Genomic DNA, 25401 nt, shown 5'->3' on the forward strand with positions numbered 1-25401 from the left:
GGGATCCCGTCCTGGCGCCGGGCCGGCCGTGACCGGCGCCGCCTGGGCCTTCGCGGAGGCCGGCCCTGCCGCCCCCCTCGATGCGGACGACCTGCCGCGCGGCGTCCGCGAGAAACGCATCGGGCCCGACACCCTGCTCGTCCCGCCGGGCGGGACGGCGGGCAGCCCGGCCGGTGAGCTCCTGCCCGCCCTGTTCCAGCGGCCGCCGCCGCCGGACAGCCTGCCGGCCCGCCTCGATTTCCGGGACACGAGCCCCCATCCCTGGCGGCGCTATGCGGCCCGCCTCCTCGACCTCAACCTCGCTGCGGTCTGTCTGCTGCTCCTGCTCCTGGCGGTGTCGGTGCTGCTCGGCCCCGATCGCTTCGCGGCGCTGAAGGCCTTCGCGGGCACGAAGGCCGGCGGCTTCCTCATCGGGTTCGCGGCGCTCGTTCTGGCGATCCCGCTGAATGCCGAGCTCCTGGTCCGGTTCGGCGCGACGCCCGGCAAGGCGCTGCTCGGCCTCCGCGTGCTGCGGGACGGGCGGCGGATCGATCGCGGCACGGCCCTGCGCCGGGAGCTCTCCGTCGCGCTGCGGGGGCAGGCGGTCGGCCTGCCCGTCCTCGACGGGGTGGCCACGGCGCTGGCCTATCGGCGCCTGACGAAGACGGGCCGCACGGCCTGGGACGAGGCCCAGGCCCTGACGGTGCATCACCGTCCGCGGGACTGGGCCGTCGCGCTCTGGCTCGCCGTCATCCTTCCCCTCGCCCTCCTCCAGATCACGGCCCTGCTGCGATGACGAACGAAGGTGTCTGGTGGCGGATCGGGCCGGACGGGCAGCCCGAGGGGCCTTTCCTCGCCGCGGAGATCCGGGCGCTGCTGCGCCGCGGCCGGATCTGGTGCGCGGATCCGGTCTGGTCGGCGCAGACCGGCGCCTGGGCGGCGCTCGAACGGACGCCGCTCCTCGACGGTGACCGCGCCACCCGGCCTCCCCTGCTCGCCCTGGCCGTCGCGGCCCTCGCCTTCGGCGCGATGGTCTTCGCGGGCTTGCGGATGGGCAGCCTCGTCGCCTTCGCCGAGGCAGTCGCGCCGGCCGCGACCTGGCTGCCGCGCGCGGCCCTGGTCGGCGAGGCCCTGGTGATCGTCGCGGTGGCCCTCGCCCTGTGCCGCCTCGGCCGCCTCTGCGCGGCGCGCCTGCGGGGCCGGCCGGGAGCGGCGCGGGCCCTCCGCCTGGGGACGGGCGTCGCCGTGATGTGCGCCGTCCTGCTGGGCGGCGGCCTGATCGGCGCGACCGCGCTGCTGCCGCAGGACGCCACCGCCTTCGGGGCGGAGGCCTACACGATCGAGACCGGGCCCGATCCGTCGCGGATCGTGGTCAGGGGCGTGATCGGCCGCGGCTTCGGCCGGGCGATGCGACAGGCCCTCGACCGGGCGCCCGACCCGGTGCGGATCGAGATCGACAGCCCCGGCGGCCTCGCCGGCGAGGCGCTGGAGGCGGCCCTCGCCATCGAGCAGCGCCCCGGCGCCACGGTGGTGGCGGGCGAGACCTGCGACAGCGGCTGCATCGTCGTGCTGATGGGCGGGACGCGCCGCCTGGCGCCGAAGGGGAGCACCCTCGGCTTCCATGCGCGCTCCGACATCCGGGCGCGGAGCGAGCGGCTGGTGCTGTTCGGCTACGATCTCGAGGCGGCGCTGATCGATGTGCCGACGGATGCCTTCCTGATCCGCCGCGGCGTCCCCGCCCAGATCATCGACATCGTCAACCGGCGGGGGACGCGCTTCGTGTACAGGGTCTCCAACGAAGTGCTCGTGCCCTTCGACGTGCTGACCGACCTCGTCGATCCGCCGCAGGAGTGAGGCCGCTTCCGGATGCGGGAAGCCGTCGCCGTGTATTCTCCTCGTCCCCTGCCCTGCCGGGCTCGAAGCGCCGACAGACCGGGCCGGATTGTCACGTCCGGTCGATGACTTGTCCCGCGTCCGGTCCATCATGCCTCACCGCCCGACGGGAGGCGGTGGGAACGGGGAACTGTCGATGACGAGGACGATCAGCCGTGGCGCCGCGGCGCTTGTGGCGCTCGCGCTGCTTCCGGGGCCGGCCCTGGCGGCGGGGGATGCGCGGCTCACCGGGCTGTGGAAGCTCGTCTCCTACGTCGTGGAGGTGAAGGAGACCGGCAAGACCGAGCCGGTGATGGGCGAGCACCCGACCGGCTACGCCTATTTCACGCCGGAGGGCCGGGTGTTCTTCAATCTCACCGGCGAGGGCCGCAAGCCGGCCGGCGACGAGGCCGGGCGGGCGAAGCTCCTCGACACCATGGTCGCCTATACGGGCACCTTCACCACCGAGGGCGACAGCTGGACGGCCAAGCTCGACGTGGCCTGGAACCCGGCCTGGGTCGGCACCGCCCAGACCCGCCGCTTCACCCTCGACGGCAAGCGCCTGCGCGTGCTGACCCCCTGGCGGATCATGCCGAACTGGGCCCAGCACGGGGAGACCCGCAGCATCGTCACCCTGGAGCGGGCCGAGGGCGAGTGAGGCCGATTCCGCTCGGACGCGAGCGAAACGGCAAACCGGCGCGGCCCTTGAGCGAAGCCCCCCTCCGCCCTCCCGAAGGGATCGACCGGAGGGGGATGGGGCTGCGCCCTCACGGCGCCGGCTCGATCGCCAGGAGGCCGGCGCCGATGGCGAGCCAGACGAGATGGGCGTCGGTGCGGGCGCCGATCTTGGCCTTGATGGCGTAATGGTAGTTCTGCACCGTCTTCTGGCTGAGGTTGAGCGCCCGGGCGATGCGGTCGCTGGTCTGGCCGGAGGCGACCAGGCGCAGGATCTCGACCTCCCGGGGGCCGAGGTCGCGGATCGCGTCGTAGCCGCTCGACAGGCGGTCGGCGGCGATCTCGCGGGCGATGTCCTCGCTGAGCGCCCGTCCGCCCCGGGCGACGGTGGCCACCGCCCGCACCAGCTCGGAGGGCGCGCTGCTCTTGGTCACGTAGCCGGAGGCGCCGGCCTCGAAGGCCTTGAGGGCGAAGGCCGCGCCGCCATGCATGCTGAAGACGAGGATGCGGGCCTGCGGGTCCCATTGCCGGATGTGGCGCAGGGCCTCGATCCCGCTCGGGCCGGGCATGGCGATGTCCATGACGACGAGGTCGGGCTTGGCCGCCTTGTAGGCGCGGTAGGCACCGGCCGCGTCCTCGGCCTCCGCCACCACCCGGTAGCCGGGCTGGCGCTCCAGGAGCAGGCGGTAGCCCTCGCGCACCACCGGATGGTCGTCGACGAGGAGGATCGCGAGGCTCATCGCTCCGGCCTCACGCGGCGGCGACCTGGGGCACCAGCCGGGGGCCGGCCAGCGGGATGATGGCGGCGATGCGCAGGCCGCGCTCGGCCCGGCCGATGGCGAGCGAGCCGCCGAGCGCCGCGATGCGCTCGCGGATGCCGAGGATGCCGTGGCCGCCCCCGCCCTCGACCCGGGCCGGGTCGCCGCCGCCCTCGTCCTCGACGGTGAGGCGGATCTGGGGCAGGCCCTGGCCCGCATGCTCCACCCGCAGCCGCACCTCCGCCGGGCGCCCGTCCGCCCGCGGCCGGCCGTGGCGGGCGGCGTTGGTCAGGCATTCCTGGGCGATGCGGTAGACGCTCAGGGCCGCCTGCGCCGGCACCGCGCCGAGATTGCCGGCCACGTCCAGGCGGTAGACCGAGCGCTTGGCGTCGCGGGCGTTCCAGCCGGCGACGAGCTGGGCGAGGCTCGCCTCCAGGCCGAGCTCGTCGAGATCCTGGCTGCGCAGCCGGGCCAGTGCCTCCTTCAGGCTGCCCATCATCCGTGCGGTGACCCGGGAGATCGAGCGGGCCTGGGCGGCGAGGTCCGGCCGCCCTTCCTCGGCGCCCGCCTCGATCGCCGCGGCCAGCGCCGCGCTGGCGGTGAGGCATTGACCGAACTCGTCGTGCAGATCGCGGGCGAGCGCCCGGCGCTCCTCCTCCTGCACCTGGAACAGGCGCTTGGTCAGCGCCGCCCGCTCGGCCGTGGTGCGGGCCAGCCGCTCGGCGAGGTCCTCCACGGCGCGGGCGATGTGCCGGAACTCCTCCCCGGCGAAGCGCGGCAGGCGCGCGGCGTAATCCCCCGTCTCCAGCCGGCGCAGGGCCCGCACGATCGTCCGGGCCGGCATCACCGCCTGCCCGATCAGGAGCGCGGCGAGCAGCGCGATGCCCGCCGCCATGGCGCCGGCGAGGCCGACCACGATGCGCACCTGCCCCCAGACCTGGCGCAGGGCGGCGTCCCGGTCCGGCGCGGCGCTCACCGTGCCGGCCCGGCGCTGGCGCACGGTGAGCGGCAGGCTCACCGCGGGATGCGCGCCGAAGGCGGCGCCGTAGAGGGTGGCGAACCAGTCCGGCGGCGCCGCGCCGAGGCCCTCGACCTGGCTGCACAGGGGAGCGGGGTCGCGGCCCTGAACCGCGAAGGTGACGCAGATGCCCGGGGAGACGACCCGCAGGGTCGAGACCGTCTGCCAGTCCGGCCGCGGCAGGATCGTGCGGCGGTCGAGCCCGTCGCGCCAGAGCAGGTCGCGCCAGTAGAGATTGGCGAGGTCGCGGGTCACCCGCGCGGCGGAGGCCTGGGTCTCCGCCCGGATGCCCCGGTCCGCCTCGTAGACGATCCAGCCGATCGCGCAGGCGAGGCAGAGCAGCACCACGCCGACGAGGCGCAGGATCAGGTGGGCGAGCAGGCGCATCGGCGCGGTCCTCCCGGTCTCTTTCGGGGAAGTTGGAGCCGGGCCGTGCGGGCTTGGCAAGCGCCGATCGCGGCGCTCGGGCAAATTGCCCGGCCTCTTCCGGGCGCGCTGCCCGTGCGGGGGCCGCGCGCGCCGCCGATCCTCCCCGGTCTCGACACCGTGAGGAGACCGCCGATGCCCGCCCGCCTGCCCGGATTCCTCCGGCTCTGGTTCGCCCTCGACGTGGTGCTGGCGCTGGCCCCGCCCCTGCACTGGCGCCTGAACGGGGCCGCCCCCGTCCTCGGCCTGCCGCCGGTGCTCGCCTATCTCTGGGGCACGAGCCTGTTCATCGCCGCGAGCACGGTCGCCGCCTATCTCGCCGAGCGGCGGGAGGCCTGAGCATGGGCCTCCTCGTCACCTACGGCGCCCTGGCGCTGTTCTTCGCCCTGGTCGTGCTGATCCTGCAGCGCTCCTACGTCGCCGACCGGGACTTTTCCGATTTCACCGTGGCCGGCCGCTCCTTCGGCGGCTTCTTCCAGGCCATGGCCTTCTTCAACACCTACCAGCCGGGCACGGTCTTCCTCGGCGCCTTCGGCTTCATCGTCGGCAGCGGCGTGGTCGGCCTCGGCGTCTCGACGCTGCTCGCCCCGGTGGTGATGTATCTGATGGCCGCCCGGGTCTGGACCTGGGGCGCGACCCACGACCTCAAGACCCAGCCCGACCTGATGGCCCTGCGCTACCGCTCGCGCGGCATCCGCGTCGTCGCTGCGCTGATCGGCGTGCTCGGGCTGTTTCCCTGGATGGTGCTCGGCATGCAGTCCCTGGGGGCGGTGTTCCACGCCCTGTCCCTCGGGTATCTCGGCTTCACCGCCGCCGTGGTGCTCGGGGTCGTGGTGATGTCGGTGCGCCAGGTCTGGACGATCCGCATGGGCATGCGCGGCATCGTCATCTCCGACGTCTTCCAGGGCGCTGTGGCCTATCTCGCCGGCAGCGCCCTGATGATCGGGCTGATCGTCTGGCTCTTCGCCACCGGCGCCTCCCTCGACGCGCTGCCCGCCGAGAAGCTCGCCCTGCCGGATCTGGGCACGGACCAGCCGCTGCTGTTCTTCTCCCTGACCCTGCTGCCGCTCCTCTGCTCCCTGTGCTGGCCGGACCTGTTCATCCGGCTCTATACCGGCTCGGGCATCGAGGCGGTGAAGCGCTCCTCGGCCTATTGCGCGCCCCTCGCCCTGGTCTTCGTGACGAGCCTCGGCTTCCTGGCCCTGCTCGCCTCGACCCGCCCGGACGTGCTGGCGAGTCCGGAGACCGCCTGGTTCACCCTCAACCGCGCGGCCGGCGGCGTGCCCCTGCTGGCCTTCGCCGGCGTCGTGGTCTTCGCCGCCTCCATGGGCAATATCGACGCCACCGTGCAGTCGATGGGCGCGCAGATCGCCAACGACGTGGTCGCCCCCTACCGGGCCTTGAGCGAGCACGGGCTGGTGCGCGTCTCGCAAGGGGCGATGGCGGCGATCACCGGGATCTCGGCGCTGATCGCCTGCCTGCCCCTGCCCTCCCTGTTCTCGATCGCCCTGTTCGCGTTCCAGGTGATGGTGCAGATCGCGGTGCCGCTCTATCTCGGCATCTTCTCCCGTCTCGGCACCGCGGCGGGGGCACTCGCCGGCATGGTCGCGGGCATCGTCACGGTCGCCCTGCTGCAGGGGCTCTATCCGGTCGGCATCCCCTGGGCCTACGGGCTGACCTCCGGCTTCGTCGGGCTCGTCGTCAATCTCGCGATCTATCTCGCGGCGGCGCTCTGGCTGCCGAACGAGCGGGCGGAGCGGGCGCGGCTCGATGCGCTGTTCGCGACGGCCTCGCCGGCGTCACGCCTGCCGGAGGCGATGCCCGTTGCGGAAACCGCCTGAGACGCGACAGCCCCCGGATCCGGGATCCGGGGGCTGCGCGCAGCGTGACGGGGCGTGAGGCGGGGCGCTCTCAGGCGTGGAGCCTGCGCACCGTGCCCAGGAAGCCGCCGAAGAAGGCGGCCAGCGCGCCGAGCACCAGGGCGAGGGCGGCGTAGAGGGCGCCCTGCGCGGCGGCGCGGCGGGTCTCCTCGGCCGTGGCCTTGGCCTTCTGCTTGGCGTCGGCCAGGGCCTGCGCGTACTGCTTCTCGTAGGTCTGGATCTGGGTCTTGGCCTGATCGACCGGGATGTTCTGGGCCTTGGCGAGGGCGTCGGCGGCCCGGTCCTCGGCCTGCTGCTTCTGGGCCTGGTCGCCGGTCAGCAGGGCGCGGATGGCGCTCACCGCGGCGTCGCGGGCGGCCTGCGGATCCTGGCCGGCGGCCTGCTGGCGCACCTGCTGCTCGATGCTCTCGATCGGGTTCGAGATCTTGGACAGGGAGGGGGCCGCGGCCTGGGCCGCCGTCTGCACCGTCCCGCCGACCGCCTGGCCGGCTCCGCCCAGCACGCTGCCGAGGGTGCCGAAGGCGCCGCCGACGAGGCCGCTCAAGGCCGAGGTCAGGAGGTAAAGCACGAAGAGCGTCGTCACCGCCCAGGAGACGAGGCCGTGATAGGCCGCGGTCGAGGCCGAGGGGCGGCCGGAGAGGCGCCCGGCCAGGTAGCCGCCGATCAGCGCCGCGACGATGCCCGAGCCGACCCACCAGCCCGCCGCCGCGAGGGAGGCGGTGCCGGCGCTCGGATTGCCGCCGCCGTCCACGTCGAGGGCGGACAGGCCGAGCCCGACGCCGGCGAGGTTGATGACGATCTGCGCGACGAGGGCCGTCGCCGCGCCGGCGAAGATGGCTCCCCAGGAGACCGAATGCATCAGGGGCAGGCGCGTCTCCGCGGCCGGGGCGAGGGGTGTTGAGACAGCCAAAGAACGAACTCCCAGTCGGATCGTCAGGACCGGGCGGCCGGAGGGGCGGGATCGCGCCCCCGGAGCGCCCGAATGCCGGCGGCCGGGAGCGTGGGGTCCCGGGCCGAGCATTGTGCGCTCGCTGAACGCGCGACCTTGCAATTCGTTCTGAGAGAAATGCGCGAAGCTGTTCGAATTTTCGGATTATTCAAAATCATCGCGCGAGGCGGCGGGGCAGCCCCGCCGCTCACGCGATGCCGATTCACGCGATGTCGACGCGTCCGTCCAGGCCGACCACGCGGCCGAGGCCCCGCACCCGGTTGAGCAGGCGCTCGCCGGAGAGGGCGCGCCATTCCGCGGGCAGGCGCAGGACCACCTTGCCGTCCTCGATCGTCAGCTGGATGCGGCTCAGGGTCCCCTCCATCCCGGCGGAGATCGGGAAGGCGACCCGCAGGAGGCCGCCGATCAGCCGCGCCCGCTCGAACAGGCGGGGGCCGGCCATGGCGCGCAGGGTCGCGCTCGCCTTTTCCGGGGCGATGCCCTCGTGCCGGAAGAAGCCGGACAGGGCGAGATAGGCCCGGCCCGGATGGTCGATGCCGGTGAAGGTGGCGTTGGCGATGACGTTGAGGCCCTGCTCGCCCCGGTAATCGGGATGGGCGCGCCAGCTGATGTCCGAGAGCAGGCAGGCGGCGTGGCGCAGGCGGCGCTCGTCGGCGGTCTCCGGCCCGTCGAGGGTGGCGACGAAGGCGTCGGTCCAGGCCCGCAGCTCCTCGCCGTGGCCCGGGGAGCGCGCGCGCTGGCGGTTCAGCTCCTGCGCGGAGACGATCAGGGTGTCGAGGGCGCGGGCATCCCGGTCGAGCCGCTCGTAGAGCAGGCCCTCGCGCACGCCGGTGGCCGAGATCGCCACCTCCCGCGGGCGCCCGGCCCGGATGATCTCCTCCAGCACCACGGCGCCGTAGGCGAGCAGCGGCCGGCGCGCCTCGGAGATGGCGTCCACGTCCTGGAGCTGGGCGGCATCGACCCGCTCGACGATCTCCAGGAAGCTCAATTCGTCCGAGGGCTCGACGCTGTAGCCGTGCATGACGTGGAGCGGATAGCCGCGGGCGGCCATGTGCAGCCGGGCCAGCGCCCGCCAGGTGCCGCCCACCGCGTAGAAGGAGCGCCCGCGCAGGGTCTCGAGCTGCGGCTCGGCCTTCTTCAGGTTCTCGCGGACGATCTTGGCGGCCTTCTTGAGGGAGCCGCCGGAGAGGTCCTGCAGGGCGAGGCCGCCGAGCGGCATCGTCACCCCCTGCCCCACCGTGGCGCCGCGCACGTCGACGAGCTCCAGGGAGCCGCCGCCCATATCGCCCACCACCCCGTCCGGGGCGTGGAAGCCGGAGACGACGCCGAGGGCCGAGAGCTCGGCCTCGCGCCGGCCGGAGAGCAGCTCGATGGGGCAGCCGATCGCGGCCTCCGCCGCCTCGATGAAGGCGGGCCCGTTCTCCGCGTCGCGGGCGGCGGCGGTGGCGAGCACGAAGAGCTGCCCGACCTTCATCGTGTCGCACAGCACCCGGAAGCGGGCCAGCGCCGCGAGCGCCCGCTTCACCGCCTCCCCGTTCAGGCGGCCCGTCGAGAGCACGTTGCGGCCCAGGCCGCACAGCACTTTCTCGTTGTAGAGCGGGGCGGGGGCCCGCGTGAGCCCGTCATAGGCGACGAGGCGGACCGAGTTGGAACCGATATCGACAATCGCGACGGGAGCGATGCGCAAGGCGGCCGGCTCTTCGGAAAGATGGGCGAGGGCGAGGTGGGGGCGGGTCTGTCCCATGGGCATGGCCTAGCCGAGGAGGGGGCCGCAGGGCAGGCGGGCGTCACGCCTGCGGGTCGCGTCGGCTGCCATGGTCCGCCTCGCCGTTGGATCAGGCGCGCTGCGCACGGCGGCTGAGCGCGCGGGGGCTCGACTTCTTCGACGACTTGCCGCGCCCGGACAGGCTCGGATTCGTCATGAAGTACTTGTGCGCGTTGAACGGCTCTTCGCCCTCGGCGGGGATGATCCGTTCGCTGGCGCCCGACGCCAGTACACGCCAGCTCTGCCGGTTGTCGAGGAGATTGGCGAGCATGATCTGGTCGAGCACCTGCTGATGCACGGTCGGATTGAGGATCGGCAGCAGCGCCTCGACGCGCCGGTCGAGGTTGCGGCTCATCAGGTCGGCGGAGGAGATGTAGACGATGGCCTTGGGGTGGGGCAGGCCGGCGCCGTTGCCGAAGGCGTAGATGCGCCCGTGCTCCAGGAAGCGCCCGACGATCGACTTCACCCGGATCGTCTCCGACAGGCCGGGGATGCCGGGCCGGAGGCAGCAGATGCCGCGCACCACGCAGTCGATCTGCACGCCCTCCGCGCTGGCATCGTAGAGCGCGTCGATGATCTGCGGGTCGACCAGCGAGTTGCACTTGATCCAGATCGCCGCCGGCCGCCCGGCCCGGGCATGCAGGATCTCGTCCTCGATATGCTGCAGCAGCTTCGCCTTCAGGGTGAGCGGCGAGACCGACATGCGCTCGAGCTCGGCCGGCTCGGCGTAGCCGGTGATGAAGTTGAAGATGCGCGACACGTCCCGGGCGATGGCCGGGTCGGCGGTGAAGAAGGACAGGTCCGTGTAGATGCGCGCGGTGATCGGGTGATAGTTGCCCGTGCCCACGTGGCAGTAGGTGACGAGACGGTCGCCCTCGCGGCGTACCACCATCGACAGCTTGGCGTGGGTCTTCAGCTCGACGAAGCCGAACACCACCTGCGCGCCCGCCTTCTCGAGGTTGCGCGCCCAGCGGATATTGGCCTCCTCGTCGAAGCGGGCCTTCAGCTCGACGAGGGCGGTGACCGACTTGCCGGCCTCCGCGGCCTCGGCCAAAGCCGCCACGATCGGCGAGTTGGAGGAGGTGCGGTAGAGCGTCTGCTTGATCGCGACCACGTTCGGGTCGCGGGCGGCCTGGGCCAGGAACTGCACCACCGAGTCGAAGGACTCGTAGGGGTGGTGGACGATGAAGTCCTTCTGGCGGATCGCCGCGAAGACGTCGCCGCCGGATTCGCGGATGCGCTCGGGGAAGCGCGGGTTGTAGGGCTTGAACTTGAGGTCGGCCCGGTCGATCCCGACGATCTGGGAGAGCTCGTTGAGCGCGAGCATGCCCTCCACCAGGAAGACCGCGTCGGCGGCGATCTCCAGCTCGTCGATCACGAAGGCGCGCAGCTCCTCCGCCATGCCCGCCTCGATCTCCAGGCGGATGACGACGCCGCGCCGGCGCCGCTTCAGGGCGGATTCGAAATGCAGGACGAGGTCCTCGGCCTCCTCCTCGATCTCGAGATCGGAATCGCGCACGACGCGGAAGGCGCCTTGCCCCTTCACCGTGTAGCCGGGGAAGAGCCGGCCGACGAACTTCACGATCACCTGCTCGATGGCGAGGAAGCGGGCGGTGGGGTCGCCCTCCACCTCCGGAAGGCGCACGAAGCGCTCCAGCAGGGCCGGCAGGCGGATCAGCGCCCGCAGGGTGCGCCCGTCCCGGGGCCGCGACAGCATCAGCGCGACGGTCGAGCCAAGATTCGGGATGAAGGGGAAGGGATGGGCCGGGTCGATGGCCAGCGGGGTCAGCACCGGCAACACGTGCTGCAGGAAGTAGTCGTCGAGCCAGGCGGCATGGGCCTCGGAGAGGTCGTTCGGATCGACGAGCTCGATGCCGGCGCCCTGCAGGTCGACGCGCAGGCTGCGCCAGCGCTCCTGCTGGTCGAGGGCCAGGCGGGAGACCTCGCTGGCGATGCGGGCGAGCTGCTCGGAGGGGGAGAGGCCGTCCTGGGAGGGCACGGTCAGCCCGGCCCGGACCTGGTCGTGCAGGCCGGCCACGCGCACCATGAAGAACTCGTCGAGATTGTTCGCCGAGATCGAGAGGAAGCGCAGCTGCTCGAGCAGCGGGTGATTCGGGTTGGAGGCCTCCTCCAGCACCCGGCGGTTGAACTGGAGCCAGGACAATTCGCGGTTCACGAAGCGCTCGGGCGAGTGGCGCAGATGGCGCCCCGCTTCGATCACCGGCTCGCGGGCGGCCTCCCCGGCGGTGCCGCGCTCCGCCGTGGCGGGAGCGGGCTCGGCGGCCTTCTCGGCGGCGAGGATGCGCGCGGCCCGGGCCGTGCGGGCGCGGGCGGTCTCGCTGCGCACGCCACGCTCGGTGGCGAGGCTCGTCTCCTCGACCTCGGCGGTCTCCCTCTCGTTCAAGGGCGCATCCGCTTCCGTGTCCTGCAACGCCGATCCTCCGGTCTTCCGCCTGCGGGGGCGGCTCCCTAGCACAGGCGCCGCCGTGCCGTTTGACGTTTTCGTGACGGTGTTCCCTGTTCGTAAACCTCCGCCCGGCGCGGCGGGTCGGGGCTTACTCTCCGTCATCGGGATCCTCGTCGGCGGCGACCGCGCCGGGGAGCCGGGCGAGCACGTCGAGGGCCAGGGGCCGGGTGATGCGGCGGCGGCGCTGCAGGGCGTCCCGGTCGAGCTCGGCCACCACCTCCCGGGCACGGGCGAGGGAACGGTCGATCCGCAGGGCGAGGGCATCGATCACGCGCAGGTCGACCACGAGCTGGCGGTCGACGAAGAGCTTCACGATCACCGCCCGCAGCAGCGCGTCGTCGGGGGGCAGGATGCTGGCGCCGGGGGCGAGCCGCAGCCGCGAGCGCAGATCCGGCACCTGCAGGCCGAAGCCGTCCACGGGGCCGCCCGCGGTGAGCAGCACCGGGCAGCGCCGCTCCCGGGCGAGGTTGAGCAGATGGAACAGGGCGGCCTCGTCGCGGCCCTCCGGCCGGTCCACATCCTCGATCACCAGGGCGCCGTTGGAGATCAGATGCGTGACCCGGCCCGCGCTCACCTCCGCGGCGGTGACCGTCCAGGCCCGGGCGCGGCTCGCCCAGATCGAGGCGAGATGGCTCTTGCCGCTGCCGGGCGGGCCGGAGAGCAGGAACACGGTGTCGGGCCAGTCGGGCCAGGCCTCGATCAGGCCATAGGCGACCTCGTTCGAGGGGCTGACCAGGAAATCCTCCCGGCCGTAGCGGGGATCGAGGGGCAGCTCGAAGGCGAGCTGCTTCGGGAGGGCGATTTCGCGCATGGGCGAATCATACATCTCGGGCGGTGAAGATTTCGAGCCCGCCGAGCCGCGCGTTCCGCGCAATTCACCCGTACCCCCTGATCGGTGCCAAGCTTGCGGTCCGATGCGTTGACAGACGCCGAGAGAGCGAAAGATTCAGAAATCTTCCCGTCTGGAGTGTGCGATTGGCCGGCGACGACCTTCGATACGGGCTGCTCGTGGGGGCCGCCGTCGCCGCAACGCTCGCCGCCTGGTTCCTGCTCCCGGTCGAGGAGTGGTTCCGGGCCTTCGGCCACTGGGCCCGGGGGCTCGGCCCCCTCGGGCCGGCGGTCTATGCCGGCCTCTTCGTGGCCGCGACCCTGCTCGTGATCCCCTGCACGCCGCTGACCATCGCCGGGGCCCTGGCCTTCGGCTGGTGGGCGCTGCCGATCACGCTCGCTTCGGCCACCCTCGCCTCCTGGCTCGCCTTCGTGGCGGGGCGCCACCTCTTCCGCGAGCGGGTGCGCCGCCTGGTGGCGCGCAAGCCGGCGCTGCGCGCCACCCTCGAGGCGGTGGGGGACGGCGACTGGCGGCTCCTCACCCTGATGCGGCTCAGCCCCTTCGTGCCCTTCAACGCGCAGAACTACGCGCTCGGGGCGACCGGGATCACGACGGGGGCCTATCTCGTCTCCACCATGGTGGGGATGCTGCCGGGCACCGTGGTCTGCGTCTATCTCGGCGTGATCGGCCGCGCCGCCGGCAGCGACGAGCCGACCCACTGGCTGATGCTCGGCCTCGGGCTCGCGGCCACGGTCGCGGCGGTGATGCTGACCCGGCGGCGGGTCCAGGCCAAGCTGCGGGCCCGGGCGATCGGGGCGCGGGCATGAGGATGGAGCACGACCTCTTCGCCGAAGGGCCGGCCGGGCCGATCGGGATCCTGCGGCCCGGCGAGACCTGCTGGCGCATGGCGCGGGCCGGGCGGGTCGCCCTGCTCCATGACGGGGCGGCCTATTTCCGGGCCGCCCGTGCGGCGATGCTGCGGGCGCGCGCCTCCATCACCCTGATCGGCTGGAGCCTCGATCCGCGGGTGCGCCTGACGCCCGACGCGGAGGGCGCGGCCGGGCAGGAGACCCTGGCGGCCTTCCTGCAGGGCCTGAAGGCCGCGCGGCCGGAGCTGGCGATCCGCCTGCTGATCTGGCGGATGCCCTGGGCCTTCTCCCTCGGCAACGAGATGAAGCCGGACCGAATCCGCGCCCTGCTCGGCCCCGGCATCGACTACCGGCCCGATGCGAGCCTGCCCTTCGGCGCCTGCCAGCACCAGAAGATCCTGCTGATCGACGACCGCCTCGCCTTCTGCGGCGGCAGCGACTTCGAGGCCAACCGCTGGGACACGCCGGCCCATCGCGACCGCGACGCCCGCCGGCGCCTGCCCAGCGGCGAGGGCTATCCGCCCCGGCACGACGTGATGATGGCGGTGGACGGGCCGGCCGCCCGGCTGCTCGCCGCCCTCGCCCGGCAGCGCTGGCAGGAGGGCACCGGCGAGGTCCTGGCCCCGGCCGTGCCGCCCGGCCCCGGGGGCGATCCCTGGCCGGAGGGGCTCGCCCCGGCCCTGGAGGATGTCGCGGTCGCCGTGGCGCGCACCGTGCCGGCCTGCGGCGGGCGCCCGGCCCTGCGCGAGAGCGCGGCGCTCTACCAGGCAGCGATCGCCGCCGCCCGGCGGGTGATCTATCTCGAGAACCAGTACTTCACGGCGCCGGCCATCGGCGCGGCGCTGGCCGCGCGGCTCGCCGAGCCGGACGGGCCGGAGGTGGTCGTCGTCGTCTCCGAGCACAGCCCCAACGCCTTCGACCGGCTCACCATGGACAGCGCCCGCCGCGGCCTGATCCTGCGCCTGCGCCGGGCCGACCGCTTCGACCGCCTGCGCATCGTCTCGCCGCACACCGCCCGGTCCCGGCCGATCCTGATGCATTCCAAGGTCGCGATCTTCGACGACCGGATCCTGCGCGTCGGCTCGACCAACCTGAACAACCGCTCCCTGGGCTACGACACCGAATGCGACCTCGCCCTCGAGATCCCGGAGGGCGCAGCGCGGATCACGCAGGTGCTGCACGGCCTGCTCGCCCATCATGCGGGCCTGGAACGCGACGCCTTCTCCGCCGCCGTCGCCGCGCGGGGCAGCCTGAGGCAGGTGCTCGACGACCGCCTCGCGGCCGCGCCCGGGCGGCTCTGCCGGGTGGTCCCCTCCCGGCGCGGGCCGCTGGCGCGCTTCGTCGAGGGCTGGCATCTCGGCGATCCCGTCGGGGCCGCCGATGCCTGGCGGCCCTGGCGCCGCCCGCAGGCCCTGCGCCGGGCGCCGGATTAGGCTCTCCCCGTCAGACGGGGGTCAGCGGGCCCGCCTCCCCGTGCACCCGAGCGGGCCCAAGCCCGACCTGGCCGCGCTCGTCTCCGGCCCGTCAGGCGGCCTGACCGCCGGAGGCCGTCACCGTCCCGCCCGCCGCCACCGCGGCGGCGGGGCGCGCCGAGGCGGGGACGCGGATCTCCGCCAGGAGCGGCAGGTGGTCGGAGGCCCGGCGCGGCCCCCGCCCCCGCAGCACCCGCACCCGTCCCACGCCGAGGCCGCCGCCCACGAAGACGTGGTCGATCCGCAGGATCGGGCAGCGGCTCGGGAAGGTCGCCTCCCCGCGGTTGCCGGCAAGGCGCCCGGCATCGTCGAGCCGGCCGGTCAGGCGGCGATAGGCCCGCGACCAGCGCGTCGCGTTGAAGTCGCCGAGCAGCACGGTCGGCCCCCGGCAGGCGGGCGCGCCGAGCCAGTCCGGCCCGAGCAGTTCCTCGGCCTGGGCGATCCGCTCGCCGCCGAGCAGGCCGAGATGGGTGGTGAGCACCTGCACCGGGCCGGCCGCGGTGGCGATCTCGATCCAGAGCGCCCCCCGCGGCTCCAGGCCGGGCCGCCGGTGCAGCCCCGGCAGCGCCCCCGCCCGCACGAGGCGCGAGGGCAAGGCGGTCAGGATCGCGTCGCCGTAGCGCTCCTCCTCCACATGCAGGGCCGGGTGGAAATGGTGCGTCATCCGCAGGATGCGGGCGAGGGTCTCGGCCTGGTCGTGCCCGCCGGTGCGGGCCCGGCCGACATCGACCTCCTGCAGGGCCACCACGTCGGGTCTCGCGTCGGCGATCACCGCCGCGACCCGGTCGGGATCGACCCGGCCATCCGTGCCCCGGCAATGGCGGATGTTGTAGGTGAGGAGCCGCAGGCCGGTCGTCCCCGGCCCCGTCACACCTCGCGCTCCGGCAGCAGCACCGGCGAGTCCCCCTCGAGATAGAGCCGGCTCTGCAGGTAGCGCTCCACGCCGAAGCGCACGATCACGCCGATCGAGGCGGCGATGGGCACGGCGATCAGCAGGCCGAGGAAGCCGAACAGGGAGCCGAAGGCGAGCAGGGCGAACATCAGCCAGACCGGATGCAGGCCGACCGAATCGCCCACCAGCTTGGGCGAGATGATGTTGCCTTCGAGGAACTGGCCGACCACGAAGACGCCGAAGGTGAGCCCGATCTGCAGCCAGTCGCCGCTGGGCCACCATTGCACCAGGGCGACGCCGATGGAGAGCAGGAAGCCGGTCAGGGTGCCGACATAGGGGATGAAGGTGAGGAAGCCCGCGATCATCCCGATCAGCACGCCGAAATTCAGCCCGACGAAGAACAGGCCCACCGCGTAGAAGCTGCCGAGGATGAGGCAGACCAGGGTCTGCCCGCGCACGAAGCCCGTCACCGCCCCGTCGATCTCGCCCGCGAGCCGGCGCACGGTCGGGCGGTGGCGGGGCGGCACCCAGCGGTCGAGGGCCGCGATCATCCGGTCCCAGTCGTGCAGCAGGTAGAAGGCGACGACCGGCGTCACCACCAGCAGCGAGGCGATCGAGATCAGGGTCTGGCTGCCCGACCAGACCGATTTCAGGAAGGCCAGGAACCAGGTGCCCCCCTGCCCCACCAGGGTGCCCACCGAGGATTGCAGCTCGCTGACCACGTCGCTGCCGCCGATCCTCTGGAGGAGCGGCCCGGCCCGCTCGACCAGGATGCCCTGGAGCTTCGACACCATCCCCGGCAGGGCGTTGACCAGCCCGGCGATCTGGCCCGCGACCAGGGGCACCACGATGATGAGGAGCACCACGAAGCCGACGACGAAGGCGGCCAGGATCAGCAGCGTGGCGGCGAGCCGCCCGAGGCCGAGGCGCTCCAGCCGGTCGGCCAGGGGATCGAGCAGATAGGCCAGGGCGAGCCCCGCCGCGAAGGGCAGGATGACCTCGCGCAGGGCGTAGAGCAGGAAGACGAGGACCGCGAGGACCGAGAGCCCGATGATTGCCCGCCCGCGCATCGAGTCCCCTTCTGCCCCCGTCCGTCGCGGGGGAGAGTGGGAAGCGCGGGGGCGCCGGTCAAGGCACCGGCCGCGCTTCGCGTGGAGGCGGGGCCGGTGGCGGGGCAGGCCCGACGGTGGTGCTTTTCGCGGGAATCTTCGTCGCGCGCGGCGGATGAGGCCGTGGCCCGGCGCGGGAGGTGGTGGTCATTCCGGCCGCGATGTGGCAGCGGAAGGCGCAGGATCGACGACAGCCGGACAATGGGACAGTGATGACGGCGCAGGACGGGACGGGGCTGACCTACGCGCAGGCGGGCGTCGACATCGATGCCGGCAACGCGATGGTCGAGACGATCAAGCCGCTGGTGCGGTCCACGCGCCGGCCGGGCGCGGATGCGGAGATCGGCGGCTTCGGCGGCCTGTTCGACCTCAAGGCGGCGGGCTTCAAGGATCCGATCCTGGTCGCCGCCAATGACGGCGTCGGCACCAAGGTGAAGATCGCCATCCTGACCGGGCGCCACGACACGATCGGCATCGACCTCGTGGCGATGTGCGTGAACGACATCATCGTTCAGGGCGCCGAGCCCCTGTTCTTCCTCGACTATTACGCCACGGCCAAGCTGGTGCCGGGCGTCGGCGCCGACATCGTGCGCGGCATCGCCGAGGGCTGCCGGCAGGCGGGCTGCGCCCTGATCGGCGGCGAGACCGCGGAGATGCCCGGCCTCTACGACGGCGCCGATTACGACCTCGCCGGCTTCGCCGTCGGCGCGGCCGAGCGCGGCACGCTGCTGCCGCGGCCGGGCATCGCCCCGGGCGACGTGGCGATCGGCCTGCCCTCCTCCGGCGTGCATTCGAACGGCTTCTCGCTGGTGCGCCGCATCGTCGAGCGCACCGGGCTCGGCTACGACGCCCCCGCCCCCTTCGCCCCGGGCAAGAGCCTCGGCGAGGCCCTGCTCGCCCCGACCCGGATCTACGTGAAGCCGCTGCTCGCCGCCCTGAAGCAGGCGGGCGGCATCAAGGCGCTGGCCCACATCACCGGCGGCGGCTTCCCCGACAACCTGCCCCGGGTCCTGCCCGAGGGCGTCGGCATCGAGGTCGACCTCGACGCGGTCGCCGTGCCGCCGGTCTTCGGCTGGCTCGCCCGCGAGGGCGGCGTGGCGGAGGCCGAGATGCTGCGCACCTTCAACTGCGGCATCGGCATGGTCGTGGTGGCCGATGCCGACGCGGCGGAGGCGGTCTGCGACGCCCTCGCCGCCGCCGGCGAGGCGCCGGTGCGGCTCGGCCGGATCACCCCCCGCGGGGCCCAGCCCGTCACCTTCACCGGGTCCCTCGCCCTGTGAGCGCCGCCCCGGGCCGGCCCCTGCGCGTCGCGATCCTGATCTCGGGGCGCGGCTCCAACATGGTCTCGCTGATCGAGGCCGCGGCGGCGCCGGATTTTCCCGTCGAGATCGTGCTGGTGCTGTCGAACCGGCCCGAGGCCGGGGGGCTCGACCGGGCGCGGCAGGCCGGCCTGCCGGCCCGCGCCCTCGACCACCGGGCCTATGGCAGCCGCGCCGCCTTCGACGCGGCGCTGGATGCGGCATTGCGGGCGGCGCAGGTCGATCTGGTCTGCCTCGCCGGCTTCATGCGCATCCTGACCGACGGCTTCGTCGAGGCCTGGGCGGGCCGGATGATCAACATCCACCCCTCCCTGCTGCCGCTGTTCCGCGGCACCCACACCCACGAGCAGGCGCTCGCCGCCGGGGTGCGGCTGCACGGCTGTACGGTGCATTACGTGGTGCCGGAGCTCGATGCGGGGCCGATCATCGCGCAGGCCGCGGTGCCGGTGCTGCCGGGGGACGATGCCGACGCCCTGGCCGGCCGGATCCTGGTGCAGGAGCACCGGCTCTATCCCGCCGCCCTGCGTCTCATCGCCGAGGGCAAGGTGCGCCTCGACGGGGGGCGTGTGGTGTTCTCGGACGGCACGAAGGGCGCCGAGGGCGCCCTCCTCTCGCTCTGATCCGGCCGCGCCGGGCGCCTCGGGCGCCGGCGCGGCCCTGTTCCCGTGATCAGACCGGACGCGGCAGCTTGCAGGCGTCGAGCGCCTCGTAGGCCTTCGCGGTGGCGGTGTCGTTGAAGTAGCCGGTGCTGCGGTAGGCGGCGATCTCCGCCGGGGTCATCGCGCGCACGGTCTGCTTGGCGTAGCAGCCGCAGGGGGCGGCGAGGGCGGCCGGCTCGACCTTCTGCTGGCGGCCCTGGACGATGGTGCAGGCGTTCTGCACGCGGGCGACCAGGTTGCTCTTCGGCGCGGTCTTCAGCGCCGGATCCGGCGTGTAGCCTTCGAGGGAGGCGTTCGCGGTCGGGACCGACTTGCCGGCATTGCAGGCGGCGAGCAGGGAGAGGAGGCCGGCGCCGAGGAGGAGCCGGGCTGTGCGCGGAAGGCTGGAGCGCATGGGGGTGATTTGTCCGCAAAGGAGATTCGGAAACGAACCTTCCTTCGGGCCGCGGTGAGTCCGGCGCAATGGCGCCGGAGACACACCGATTCAGCGAATGCGGGCGGCCCGTCGCCGGACCGCCGCGCGGGCCGGATCAGCCGGCGATGTCGGCATCCGTGAAGAACTGGGCGATCTCGATCTGCGCGTTCTCGGCGCTGTCCGAGCCGTGCACGGTGTTCTCGCCGACGGATTCCGCGAAGAGCTTGCGGATGGTGCCCTCGGCGGCCTGGGCCGGGTTCGTCGCGCCCATCACCTCGCGGTACTTGGCCACGGCGTTCTCGCCCTCGAGCACCTGCACCACGACCGGGCCGGAGGTCATGAACTCCACGAGCTCGCCGAAGAACGGGCGCTCCTTGTGGACCTCGTAGAACTTCTCCGCCTGCGCGCGGCTCATGCGGATGCGGCGCTGGCCGACGATGCGCAGGCCCGCCTTCTCGATGACCGCGTTGACCGCGCCCGTCAGGTTCCGCCGGGTGGCGTCGGGCTTGAGGATGGAGAAGGTGCGCTCGGTCGCCATGATCGTCCCGACTTTTTTCTGAAGAGATGGAGAGAGCCGAAAACGGCTGTCGCGGCGGGCTTATAGCGGCGCGATCCCGCCGCCTCAACCGGCCGGGCGGAAGCGGCGCCATGGCTTCTGCGCCACACTGCCGAAAATTCGCCCGATTGCGGCGATGTCCTGTGCGCGACGACACGACGACGCGCCTGCCCCCCTTCCCGCACCGCCTGCCCCCAGGCCGAGCCAAGGAGACTCCGTTATGCGTTTCGCCCGCCTCCCCGTGCTGTTCTCCGTGCTGGCCGCCTCGCTCGGCACCACCGCCGCCGTCGCGGCGCCGAAGGATCCGAGCGGCACCTGGCTCACCGAGGACGGTCGCGCGAAGATCCGCATCGACCGCTGCGGCCCGAACGCGGCCCATGCCTGCGGCAAGGTGGTGTGGCTGAAGTCGCCGAATTCCCCCGCCGGCACGCCGCGCACCGACATCAAGAATCCCGACCCGACGAAGCGCGGCCGCCCGGTGATCGGGCTCACGCTCCTCGACAAGCTCGCCCCCGAGGACGAGAAGTTCTCCGGCGAGATCTACAACGCCGAGGAAGGCAAGATGTACCAGGTCAGCCTGGAGCGCGAGAGCGAGGCCGAGCTCAGCGTCCAGGGCTGCCTGCTCAAGGTCCTGTGCGGCTCGCAGACCTGGACCCGGGTGCCGGACGTGAACCAGCAGGCGGCGATGGTGCCGGCCTCCGAAGCCCCCGCTTCCGCCGCTCCGAAGCCGGCCAAGGCCGCCCCGAAGCCGGCTTCGGCGCCCAAGGCGGCCTCCGCCGTCCCGGAGCCGTGAGAAAAGGGGCCTGAAACGAAGGGAGGCGCGCCGTTTCCGGTGCGCCCCAAGTCGCTGCCTCACCTTGATGGGGGTTCAGGCCCGAGGGAGATAGCTTAACCGTCGGAGGCGGCAAGGGGCTGGCGTCGGGTTCTCCCCCGCCCGGCCCCGACGGCCTCCGGCGCCTGTGGATGGCCCCTGCCCTCTGGCGTCGGGATCGCGCAAGCGCCACAACGGGACGCCCTGTCGGTCCCGCTTGGACACCCCGTTGGACATCACGCCCGAGATCCTGCTGAAGGCCTATGCCGCGGGCATCTTCCCGATGGCGGAGGATGCGGACGACCCGACCATCTACTGGGTCGAGCCGCGGGCCCGGGGCGTGCTGCCCCTCGACCGTTTCCACGTGCCGCGCCGCCTCGCCCGCACCGTGCGCTCCGACGTGTTCGAGGTGGTCTCCGATCGCGACTTCGAGGCGGTCATCGACGGCTGCGCCGCCCCGCGCCGCGACACCGCCCGGACCTGGATCAACGGCCGCATCCGGGCGCTCTACGGGGCCCTGTTCGATCTCGGCCATTGCCACACCGTGGAGGTCTATGCCGGCGGCCGGCTGGTGGGGGGGCTCTACGGCGTCTCGCTGGGCGCCGCCTTCTTCGGCGAGAGCATGTTCCACGAGGCGCGGGACGCCTCGAAGGTCGCCCTCGTGCATCTCGTCGCCCGGCTGCGCGCCGGCGGCTACCGCCTCGCCGACACCCAGTTCCTCACCGACCATCTCAGCCAGTTCGGCGTCGAGGAGGTGCCGCGCCACGTCTACAAGCGCCGCCTCGCCGAGGCGATCGCCCGGCCGGCGCGCTGGACGGTCTGGCCGCCCGCCACGCCCGTGGCCGGCGCGGCGATCCTCGCCGCCCTGGGGCCGGAGACGGCCACGCAGGCGTGAGGCCGCCCTCAGCAGGGCTTCAGGATCGGATCGAGATGCAGGAGGCGCTCGGCCAGCGCCGCCGCCGTTCCCGCGTCCTCCCCGCCGATCTGGCCATCGAGGGCGAGGTCGGCCAAGCCGTGCACCAGGGCCCAGCAGCGCAGGGTCCAGTCCGCCGCGCTCTTCGCCGGGACCAGGGCCGCGACCCGTTCGGCCAGCACCGCGTGGCTCGCCTGCGCCGCCGCGACCAAGGCCGGCGGCTTGCCGCCGGGCCAGGGGCCGAACATCAGCCGGAACAGGGCCGGGTTCGCACAGGCGAAGCCGACATAGGCCACCCCCTGCCCGATCAGGGCCTCGCTTCCCCGTCCCGCCCCGTCCGCCGCCGCGAGCGCCGCCCGCAGCCGCTCGAACCCCACCACGGCCACGGCGGCGAGCAGGGCGTCCTTGTCGGGGAAATGCCGGTAGGGTGCCATGGCCGAGACCCCCGCCCGCCGGGCCGCCTCGCGCAGGCCGAGGCTGGCGGGGCTGCCCCCCTCCTCTAGGATGGCGAGACCCGCCGCGACCAGCGCCTCGCGCAGGCCGCCATGGTGATAGCCCGGCTTCGCGGGCGCTTCGGCGCGATCAGATGTTGACACTGTAATCATCCCGCGTATGTTTACGGTGTAAATCGGAGGGTGCCCTCATGCAAGCCGACGCGCACGCCACCCCGGACCCCGCCCCCCGAGCGGAAGACGGAACTCCGCGGCACTCGATCGACCTGTCGGATTATCCCGGGCTCGTGGTGGTCTATCTCGGCTTCCGGGTCGGCACCTGGCGGGGCCTCAAGGCCCTCCTCGGCATCGGACGGGGCTTGGGCGAGATCCAGCGCCACAAGCCCGAGGGGCTGCTCGCCCACGAGAACCTGCTCTACGGCCTCAACCATATCGGGATGCGCCAGTACTGGCGGGACCTGGAGAGCCTGGAGGCCTTCACCCGCTCCGAGCCGCACAAGACCTGGTGGCGCGACTTCGCAACGGATCCCGCCGGTTCCGGATTCTGGCACGAGGCCTACCGGCTGCAGGGCGGGATGGAGGCGATCTATCTCGGCATGCCGAGGCCCATCGGGCTCGGGTCCTTCGCCCCCGCACGGGCACCAATCGGCCCCTTCATGAGCTCGCGCCAGCGCCTCGCTGCCTAGGACGGGTCCTCACTCGGTCGACGATCGTCCGATTACCGGAAGAGGGCGTCAAAGAGGTTTTGGGGTTCGCGGGGCTGGGGCGGCGGAGCGGCTGCGGGGCCGGCGTTGTTCGGGAAGAACTTACGCGAGGGCTTCTGCTTGGGCTGCACCGGGACGCCTCGGGGCGCTTCCACGTCCACCTGGCCCTCCGGGTTGATCTGCTGGGCGGTCTTGGTCGGGTCGCCGCCGCGCTTCTTCTTCTCAGGCTTGGCGGCGAGCGCGGGCATGTCCTCCTGCTCGCGGGCCTCCGCGATCACGTCGGAGCCGCCTTTGCACTCGGTCAGCCACACGTCGTAGATCGGGTGCTCGATGGCGTGCAGGCCCGGGCTCGAGGCGAACATCCAGCCCGTGAAGATGCGCCGGTACTTGTTGTCGAGGGTCACCTCGTCGACCTCGAGGAAGGTCGTGGTCTTGGGCGTCTCGGTCGGCGGGCGCGAGTAGCAGACCCGCGGCGTCAGTTGCAGGGCGCCGAACTGCACGGTCTCGTCGATGGCGACCTCGAAGGACACGATCCGGCCGGTGATCTTGTCGAGCCCGGAGAACACGGCGGTCGGGTTCTTGATCTTGTCGGCCTGCGCGGGGACGCCGGCGGCGCCGATCACGGCGGCGGCCAGAAGCGCCCGGCTGAGGAAAGCGGCTGTCCTGCGGCTCAAGGCGCGCCCCTGTTCGAAACCCGTGGCGCGCCGGCCGAGCCCCGGGGCTCCAAGCCCCGGCCGAACGGCCGAAGCGCGCGCCCTGCGGTTAACACCGGAAGGGTGGTCGAAAAAGGGCGATGCGCGTCCCGAGGGCCCTCCCCTCAGTTCCTGAACGGTTTGGCCCCGATCTCCAGCCGGTAGATCGTGGTCGGGAAGCGGATCGCGGCCTTGCCGCCGTTCATGGCGCTGGAGCGGTTCATCTGCGCCGCCGGGATCCAGAGGCCGCCCTCCTCGTCGATCCACATCGCGTCGCCCCAGACCAGGGCCGGATCCTGCACCAGGGTGCCGATGCGCCCGTCCGGCGCGATCGTCAGGATGCGCAGGTTGTCGGTGTCGGAGGCGTAGATCGTCCCGTCCGCGTCGATGGCGGTGCCGCCGGTGGAGACGGTGGCGGCGAAGAGTTCGACATGGCGGCCCCGTTCCTCGTCGCTCGCCGCCGCGTCGTCGAGCCACTTGGTCTCGATCCGGTAGAGCGGGCCGGTACAGGCCTGGTAGTAGAACCATCTTCCGTCCGGGGAGACTTCGAGCTGGTCGGCATGGATCGCGATCGGCTTGCCGTCCTCGCCGAGGATCACCTTGTTCTCGCCGGTGAGCGGGCGCTGCGCCACCGTGGAGGGATGCCCGTCGAGGACCCGCCGGAGCGAACCGTCGTCAAGGTCGAGCACGATCAGCCCCGGCTGGCCGGCATCGGTCAGGTAGACCTTGCGGCCGTTGAAGCGGAAATCGTCGATGAAGCTCTTGGCGGTGGTGGCCGCCTCGAGGGGATAGGTCTTGGCGATCCTGTTCATGGAGAGGTCGATGCGCACGAGCTTCTGCCCGCCGGGCAGCGGCGCCTCGCCCATGCCGGCCGCGCCCTTGTCGACCACCCAGAGCGCCCCGTCCGGCCCGATCCGGATCGCATTGACGCCGACGAAGCCGCTTGCCGGGTCCTCTCCCGGCTTCCAGGAATTCCAGGCGGCGTCGGGATAGGCGACCGGCTTGCCGTCGACCCATTCGCCGAGCTCGATCCCCCGGTCCTTCTGCTGGCGCTGAAACGGGGAGAACAGCCGCCCGTCCCGGGAGCGGGTGATGCCGTTGAAGACGAGGCTGTCGGAGCGCAGCGCCGGGGTGAGCTGCGCCGGGGCGGTGGCGACGTCCTCCTGGGCCTGCGCGGCCGTGCCGAGAAGGGCAGCCAGAAGCGCGGCGCCCAGCGCCGGCAGGATCGTTCGCATCGCATTCCCCGTCATCACAGGCTGACGGTGGGAAATGCCTTTCTAGGCCGGGAGGTTCAGGGTCGGTGGCGGTTGGCCGCGCTCACTGCCCCGGTGACCACGGCACGTAATCGCCGGTCGCGGCAGGGCGGGCGCCCCAGGAGAGCTGAGAGCCCTTCGGCCGGTAGGCCTGGGCCGTGCCGGTGAGGTTCTCCTCGTGCGGCTTCTGCCACTCGCGCGGGACGTAATCCTCCTCGCTCGGGGGCACGTCGCCGTTGTGGCAGAGCCAGGCGCGCCAGCCCGGGGGCACGCGGGAGGCATCGGCATAGCCGTTATAGACCACCCAGCGCCGCTCCGGCCCGACCGAGCGATCGATCAGCGGCCCGAGCGCCTTGTAGTACTTGTTGCCGAGCTCGTCCGACCCGACGAACTGGCCGCTGCGCGCCGTGTAGAGCGCGAGCGAGGTCGTCTGCCCGTTCCACCAGGTGAAGATCCGCAGCAGCGTGTCCTTGAGGGCCATGGTTCCTCTCATGCCCGATCCGCGTCCCCGAGGGGGGCGGGTCCGGGTCTCGCTCAAGCGCCGCGCGGACTTGGCTGGCCCGGATCCCACGTCGAGCGCGGGGAAGGCCGGATCAGGCGGCGTCGGATGCCGCCCGGTTTATGGAGAGAGGCGGCGGTCAAGTCCAGCGCCGCGTTGCGCCGCACC

The 25401-nt window shown here is 72.7% G+C and carries 26 protein-coding genes; 12 read left to right on the forward strand and 14 right to left on the reverse strand.

Annotation, left to right across the window (positions count from 1 at the left end; genetic code table 11):
* Positions 1–28: 28 nt before the first annotated feature.
* The 3 genes from MMB17_RS20900 to MMB17_RS20910 all read left to right on the forward strand — a co-directional run bounded on the left by MMB17_RS20900 (position 29) and on the right by MMB17_RS20910 (position 2509).
* Positions 29–775: an RDD family protein gene (locus tag MMB17_RS20900; RefSeq protein WP_241100146.1), complete on the forward strand. Its 747-nt coding sequence runs from the start codon at positions 29–31 to the stop codon at positions 773–775.
* On the forward strand, positions 772–1833 hold the full coding sequence (locus MMB17_RS20905; RefSeq protein WP_241100147.1) for a DUF4339 domain-containing protein: 1062 nt from the start codon (positions 772–774) through the stop codon (positions 1831–1833). The genes MMB17_RS20900 and MMB17_RS20905 overlap by 4 nt, the downstream gene beginning before the upstream one ends.
* Positions 1834–2008: 175 nt before the next feature.
* Positions 2009–2509: a lipocalin-like domain-containing protein gene (locus MMB17_RS20910; protein WP_238310754.1), complete on the forward strand. Its 501-nt coding sequence runs from the start codon at positions 2009–2011 to the stop codon at positions 2507–2509.
* Positions 2510–2618: 109 nt separating this feature from the next.
* Here the strand turns inward: MMB17_RS20910 and MMB17_RS20915 are convergent, their stop codons facing one another.
* Positions 2619–3266 (reverse strand): response regulator, encoded by a 648-nt coding sequence (locus MMB17_RS20915; protein WP_241100148.1) that lies wholly within the window; start codon positions 3264–3266, stop codon positions 2619–2621.
* Between the two features lie 10 nt (positions 3267–3276).
* On the reverse strand, positions 3277–4689 hold the full coding sequence (locus tag MMB17_RS20920) for a sensor histidine kinase (RefSeq protein WP_241100149.1): 1413 nt from the start codon (positions 4687–4689) through the stop codon (positions 3277–3279).
* A gap of 174 nt (positions 4690–4863) precedes the next feature.
* On the opposite strand from MMB17_RS20920, the gene MMB17_RS20925 reads away from it, so the two are divergent.
* Both MMB17_RS20925 and MMB17_RS20930 read left to right on the forward strand, forming a co-directional pair.
* Positions 4864–5067, forward strand: coding sequence for a hypothetical protein (locus MMB17_RS20925; protein ID WP_238310751.1), 204 nt, complete (start codon positions 4864–4866; stop codon positions 5065–5067).
* 2 nt (positions 5068–5069) lie between these two features.
* Positions 5070–6569 carry a sodium:solute symporter family protein gene (locus tag MMB17_RS20930; protein WP_241100150.1) on the forward strand — a complete coding sequence of 500 codons (1500 nt, stop codon included), beginning with the start codon at positions 5070–5072 and terminating at the stop codon, positions 6567–6569.
* A 70-nt stretch (positions 6570–6639) separates the two neighbouring features.
* Here MMB17_RS20930 and MMB17_RS20935 read toward each other — a convergent pair whose 3' ends face one another.
* The 4 genes from MMB17_RS20935 to MMB17_RS20950 form a co-directional block, all read right to left on the reverse strand.
* Positions 6640–7518, reverse strand: a complete 879-nt coding sequence (locus MMB17_RS20935) for a PhnA-like protein (RefSeq protein WP_241100151.1) — start codon at positions 7516–7518, stop codon at positions 6640–6642.
* A gap of 241 nt (positions 7519–7759) precedes the next feature.
* Positions 7760–9301: an exopolyphosphatase gene (gene ppx / locus MMB17_RS20940; RefSeq protein ID WP_241100152.1), complete on the reverse strand. Its 1542-nt coding sequence runs from the start codon at positions 9299–9301 to the stop codon at positions 7760–7762.
* Positions 9302–9392: 91 nt separating this feature from the next.
* Entirely contained in the window at positions 9393–11726 is a 2334-nt protein-coding gene (locus tag MMB17_RS20945) for an RNA degradosome polyphosphate kinase (RefSeq protein ID WP_241100153.1), read from the reverse strand.
* Between the two features lie 151 nt (positions 11727–11877).
* Entirely contained in the window at positions 11878–12600 is a 723-nt protein-coding gene (locus MMB17_RS20950; RefSeq protein WP_238310746.1) for a P-loop NTPase family protein, read from the reverse strand.
* A gap of 191 nt (positions 12601–12791) precedes the next feature.
* On the opposite strand from MMB17_RS20950, the gene MMB17_RS20955 reads away from it, so the two are divergent.
* Both MMB17_RS20955 and MMB17_RS20960 read left to right on the forward strand, forming a co-directional pair.
* Positions 12792–13445 (forward strand): TVP38/TMEM64 family protein, encoded by a 654-nt coding sequence (locus tag MMB17_RS20955; RefSeq protein WP_420847384.1) that lies wholly within the window; start codon positions 12792–12794, stop codon positions 13443–13445.
* A 2-nt stretch (positions 13446–13447) separates the two neighbouring features.
* Positions 13448–14920 carry a phospholipase D-like domain-containing protein gene (locus MMB17_RS20960; protein ID WP_241100155.1) on the forward strand — a complete coding sequence of 491 codons (1473 nt, stop codon included), beginning with the start codon at positions 13448–13450 and terminating at the stop codon, positions 14918–14920.
* A 91-nt stretch (positions 14921–15011) separates the two neighbouring features.
* Here the strand turns inward: MMB17_RS20960 and MMB17_RS20965 are convergent, their stop codons facing one another.
* Both MMB17_RS20965 and MMB17_RS20970 read right to left on the reverse strand, forming a co-directional pair.
* Positions 15012–15830 carry an endonuclease/exonuclease/phosphatase family protein gene (locus MMB17_RS20965; protein WP_241100156.1) on the reverse strand — a complete coding sequence of 273 codons (819 nt, stop codon included), beginning with the start codon at positions 15828–15830 and terminating at the stop codon, positions 15012–15014.
* Positions 15827–16921: an AI-2E family transporter gene (locus MMB17_RS20970; protein ID WP_238310742.1), complete on the reverse strand. Its 1095-nt coding sequence runs from the start codon at positions 16919–16921 to the stop codon at positions 15827–15829. The genes MMB17_RS20965 and MMB17_RS20970 overlap by 4 nt, the downstream gene beginning before the upstream one ends.
* A 251-nt stretch (positions 16922–17172) precedes the next feature.
* Here MMB17_RS20970 and purM point away from each other — a divergent pair, with 251 nt between their 5' ends.
* Together purM and purN are read left to right on the forward strand one after the other, a co-directional pair.
* Positions 17173–18240 carry a phosphoribosylformylglycinamidine cyclo-ligase gene (purM, locus tag MMB17_RS20975; protein ID WP_241100157.1) on the forward strand — a complete coding sequence of 356 codons (1068 nt, stop codon included), beginning with the start codon at positions 17173–17175 and terminating at the stop codon, positions 18238–18240.
* 59 nt (positions 18241–18299) lie between these two features.
* Positions 18300–18899, forward strand: coding sequence for a phosphoribosylglycinamide formyltransferase (gene purN / locus MMB17_RS20980; protein WP_238310920.1), 600 nt, complete (start codon positions 18300–18302; stop codon positions 18897–18899).
* A 49-nt stretch (positions 18900–18948) separates the two neighbouring features.
* Here purN and MMB17_RS20985 read toward each other — a convergent pair whose 3' ends face one another.
* Together MMB17_RS20985 and ndk are read right to left on the reverse strand one after the other, a co-directional pair.
* The gene (locus MMB17_RS20985; protein WP_238310740.1) at positions 18949–19332 is read right to left on the reverse strand and encodes a hypothetical protein; all 384 of its coding nucleotides are present in this window, start codon (positions 19330–19332) and stop codon (positions 18949–18951) included.
* 136 nt (positions 19333–19468) lie between these two features.
* Positions 19469–19891 (reverse strand): nucleoside-diphosphate kinase, encoded by a 423-nt coding sequence (gene ndk, locus MMB17_RS20990; RefSeq protein WP_238310739.1) that lies wholly within the window; start codon positions 19889–19891, stop codon positions 19469–19471.
* 238 nt (positions 19892–20129) lie between these two features.
* Between ndk and MMB17_RS20995 the strand changes: the two genes are divergently transcribed.
* A complete protein-coding gene (locus tag MMB17_RS20995) occupies positions 20130–20702 on the forward strand; it encodes a DUF2147 domain-containing protein (protein WP_238310738.1) in 573 nt (190 codons plus the stop codon).
* A 301-nt stretch (positions 20703–21003) separates the two neighbouring features.
* A complete protein-coding gene (gene aat, locus MMB17_RS21000) occupies positions 21004–21615 on the forward strand; it encodes a leucyl/phenylalanyl-tRNA--protein transferase (RefSeq protein WP_238310919.1) in 612 nt (203 codons plus the stop codon).
* A gap of 8 nt (positions 21616–21623) precedes the next feature.
* Here aat and MMB17_RS21005 read toward each other — a convergent pair whose 3' ends face one another.
* A complete protein-coding gene (locus MMB17_RS21005) occupies positions 21624–22229 on the reverse strand; it encodes a TetR/AcrR family transcriptional regulator (RefSeq protein WP_373324968.1) in 606 nt (201 codons plus the stop codon).
* Positions 22230–22276: 47 nt separating this feature from the next.
* Between MMB17_RS21005 and MMB17_RS21010 the strand changes: the two genes are divergently transcribed.
* The gene (locus MMB17_RS21010; RefSeq protein WP_241100158.1) at positions 22277–22771 is read left to right on the forward strand and encodes a monooxygenase family protein; all 495 of its coding nucleotides are present in this window, start codon (positions 22277–22279) and stop codon (positions 22769–22771) included.
* Positions 22772–22803: 32 nt separating this feature from the next.
* Here the strand turns inward: MMB17_RS21010 and MMB17_RS21015 are convergent, their stop codons facing one another.
* The 3 genes from MMB17_RS21015 to MMB17_RS21025 form a co-directional block, all read right to left on the reverse strand.
* On the reverse strand, positions 22804–23424 hold the full coding sequence (locus tag MMB17_RS21015; protein WP_241102256.1) for a DUF2155 domain-containing protein: 621 nt from the start codon (positions 23422–23424) through the stop codon (positions 22804–22806).
* Positions 23425–23606: 182 nt separating this feature from the next.
* Positions 23607–24716, reverse strand: coding sequence for a major royal jelly family protein (locus MMB17_RS21020; protein WP_241100159.1), 1110 nt, complete (start codon positions 24714–24716; stop codon positions 23607–23609).
* 82 nt (positions 24717–24798) lie between these two features.
* On the reverse strand, positions 24799–25215 hold the full coding sequence (locus MMB17_RS21025; RefSeq protein WP_238310917.1) for an NADH:ubiquinone oxidoreductase subunit NDUFA12: 417 nt from the start codon (positions 25213–25215) through the stop codon (positions 24799–24801).
* Positions 25216–25401 lie beyond the last annotated feature (186 nt).

Origin of the sequence: Methylobacterium organophilum (genome assembly GCF_022533465.1) — a bacterium.
GTDB lineage: Bacteria > Pseudomonadota > Alphaproteobacteria > Rhizobiales > Beijerinckiaceae > Methylobacterium > Methylobacterium organophilum.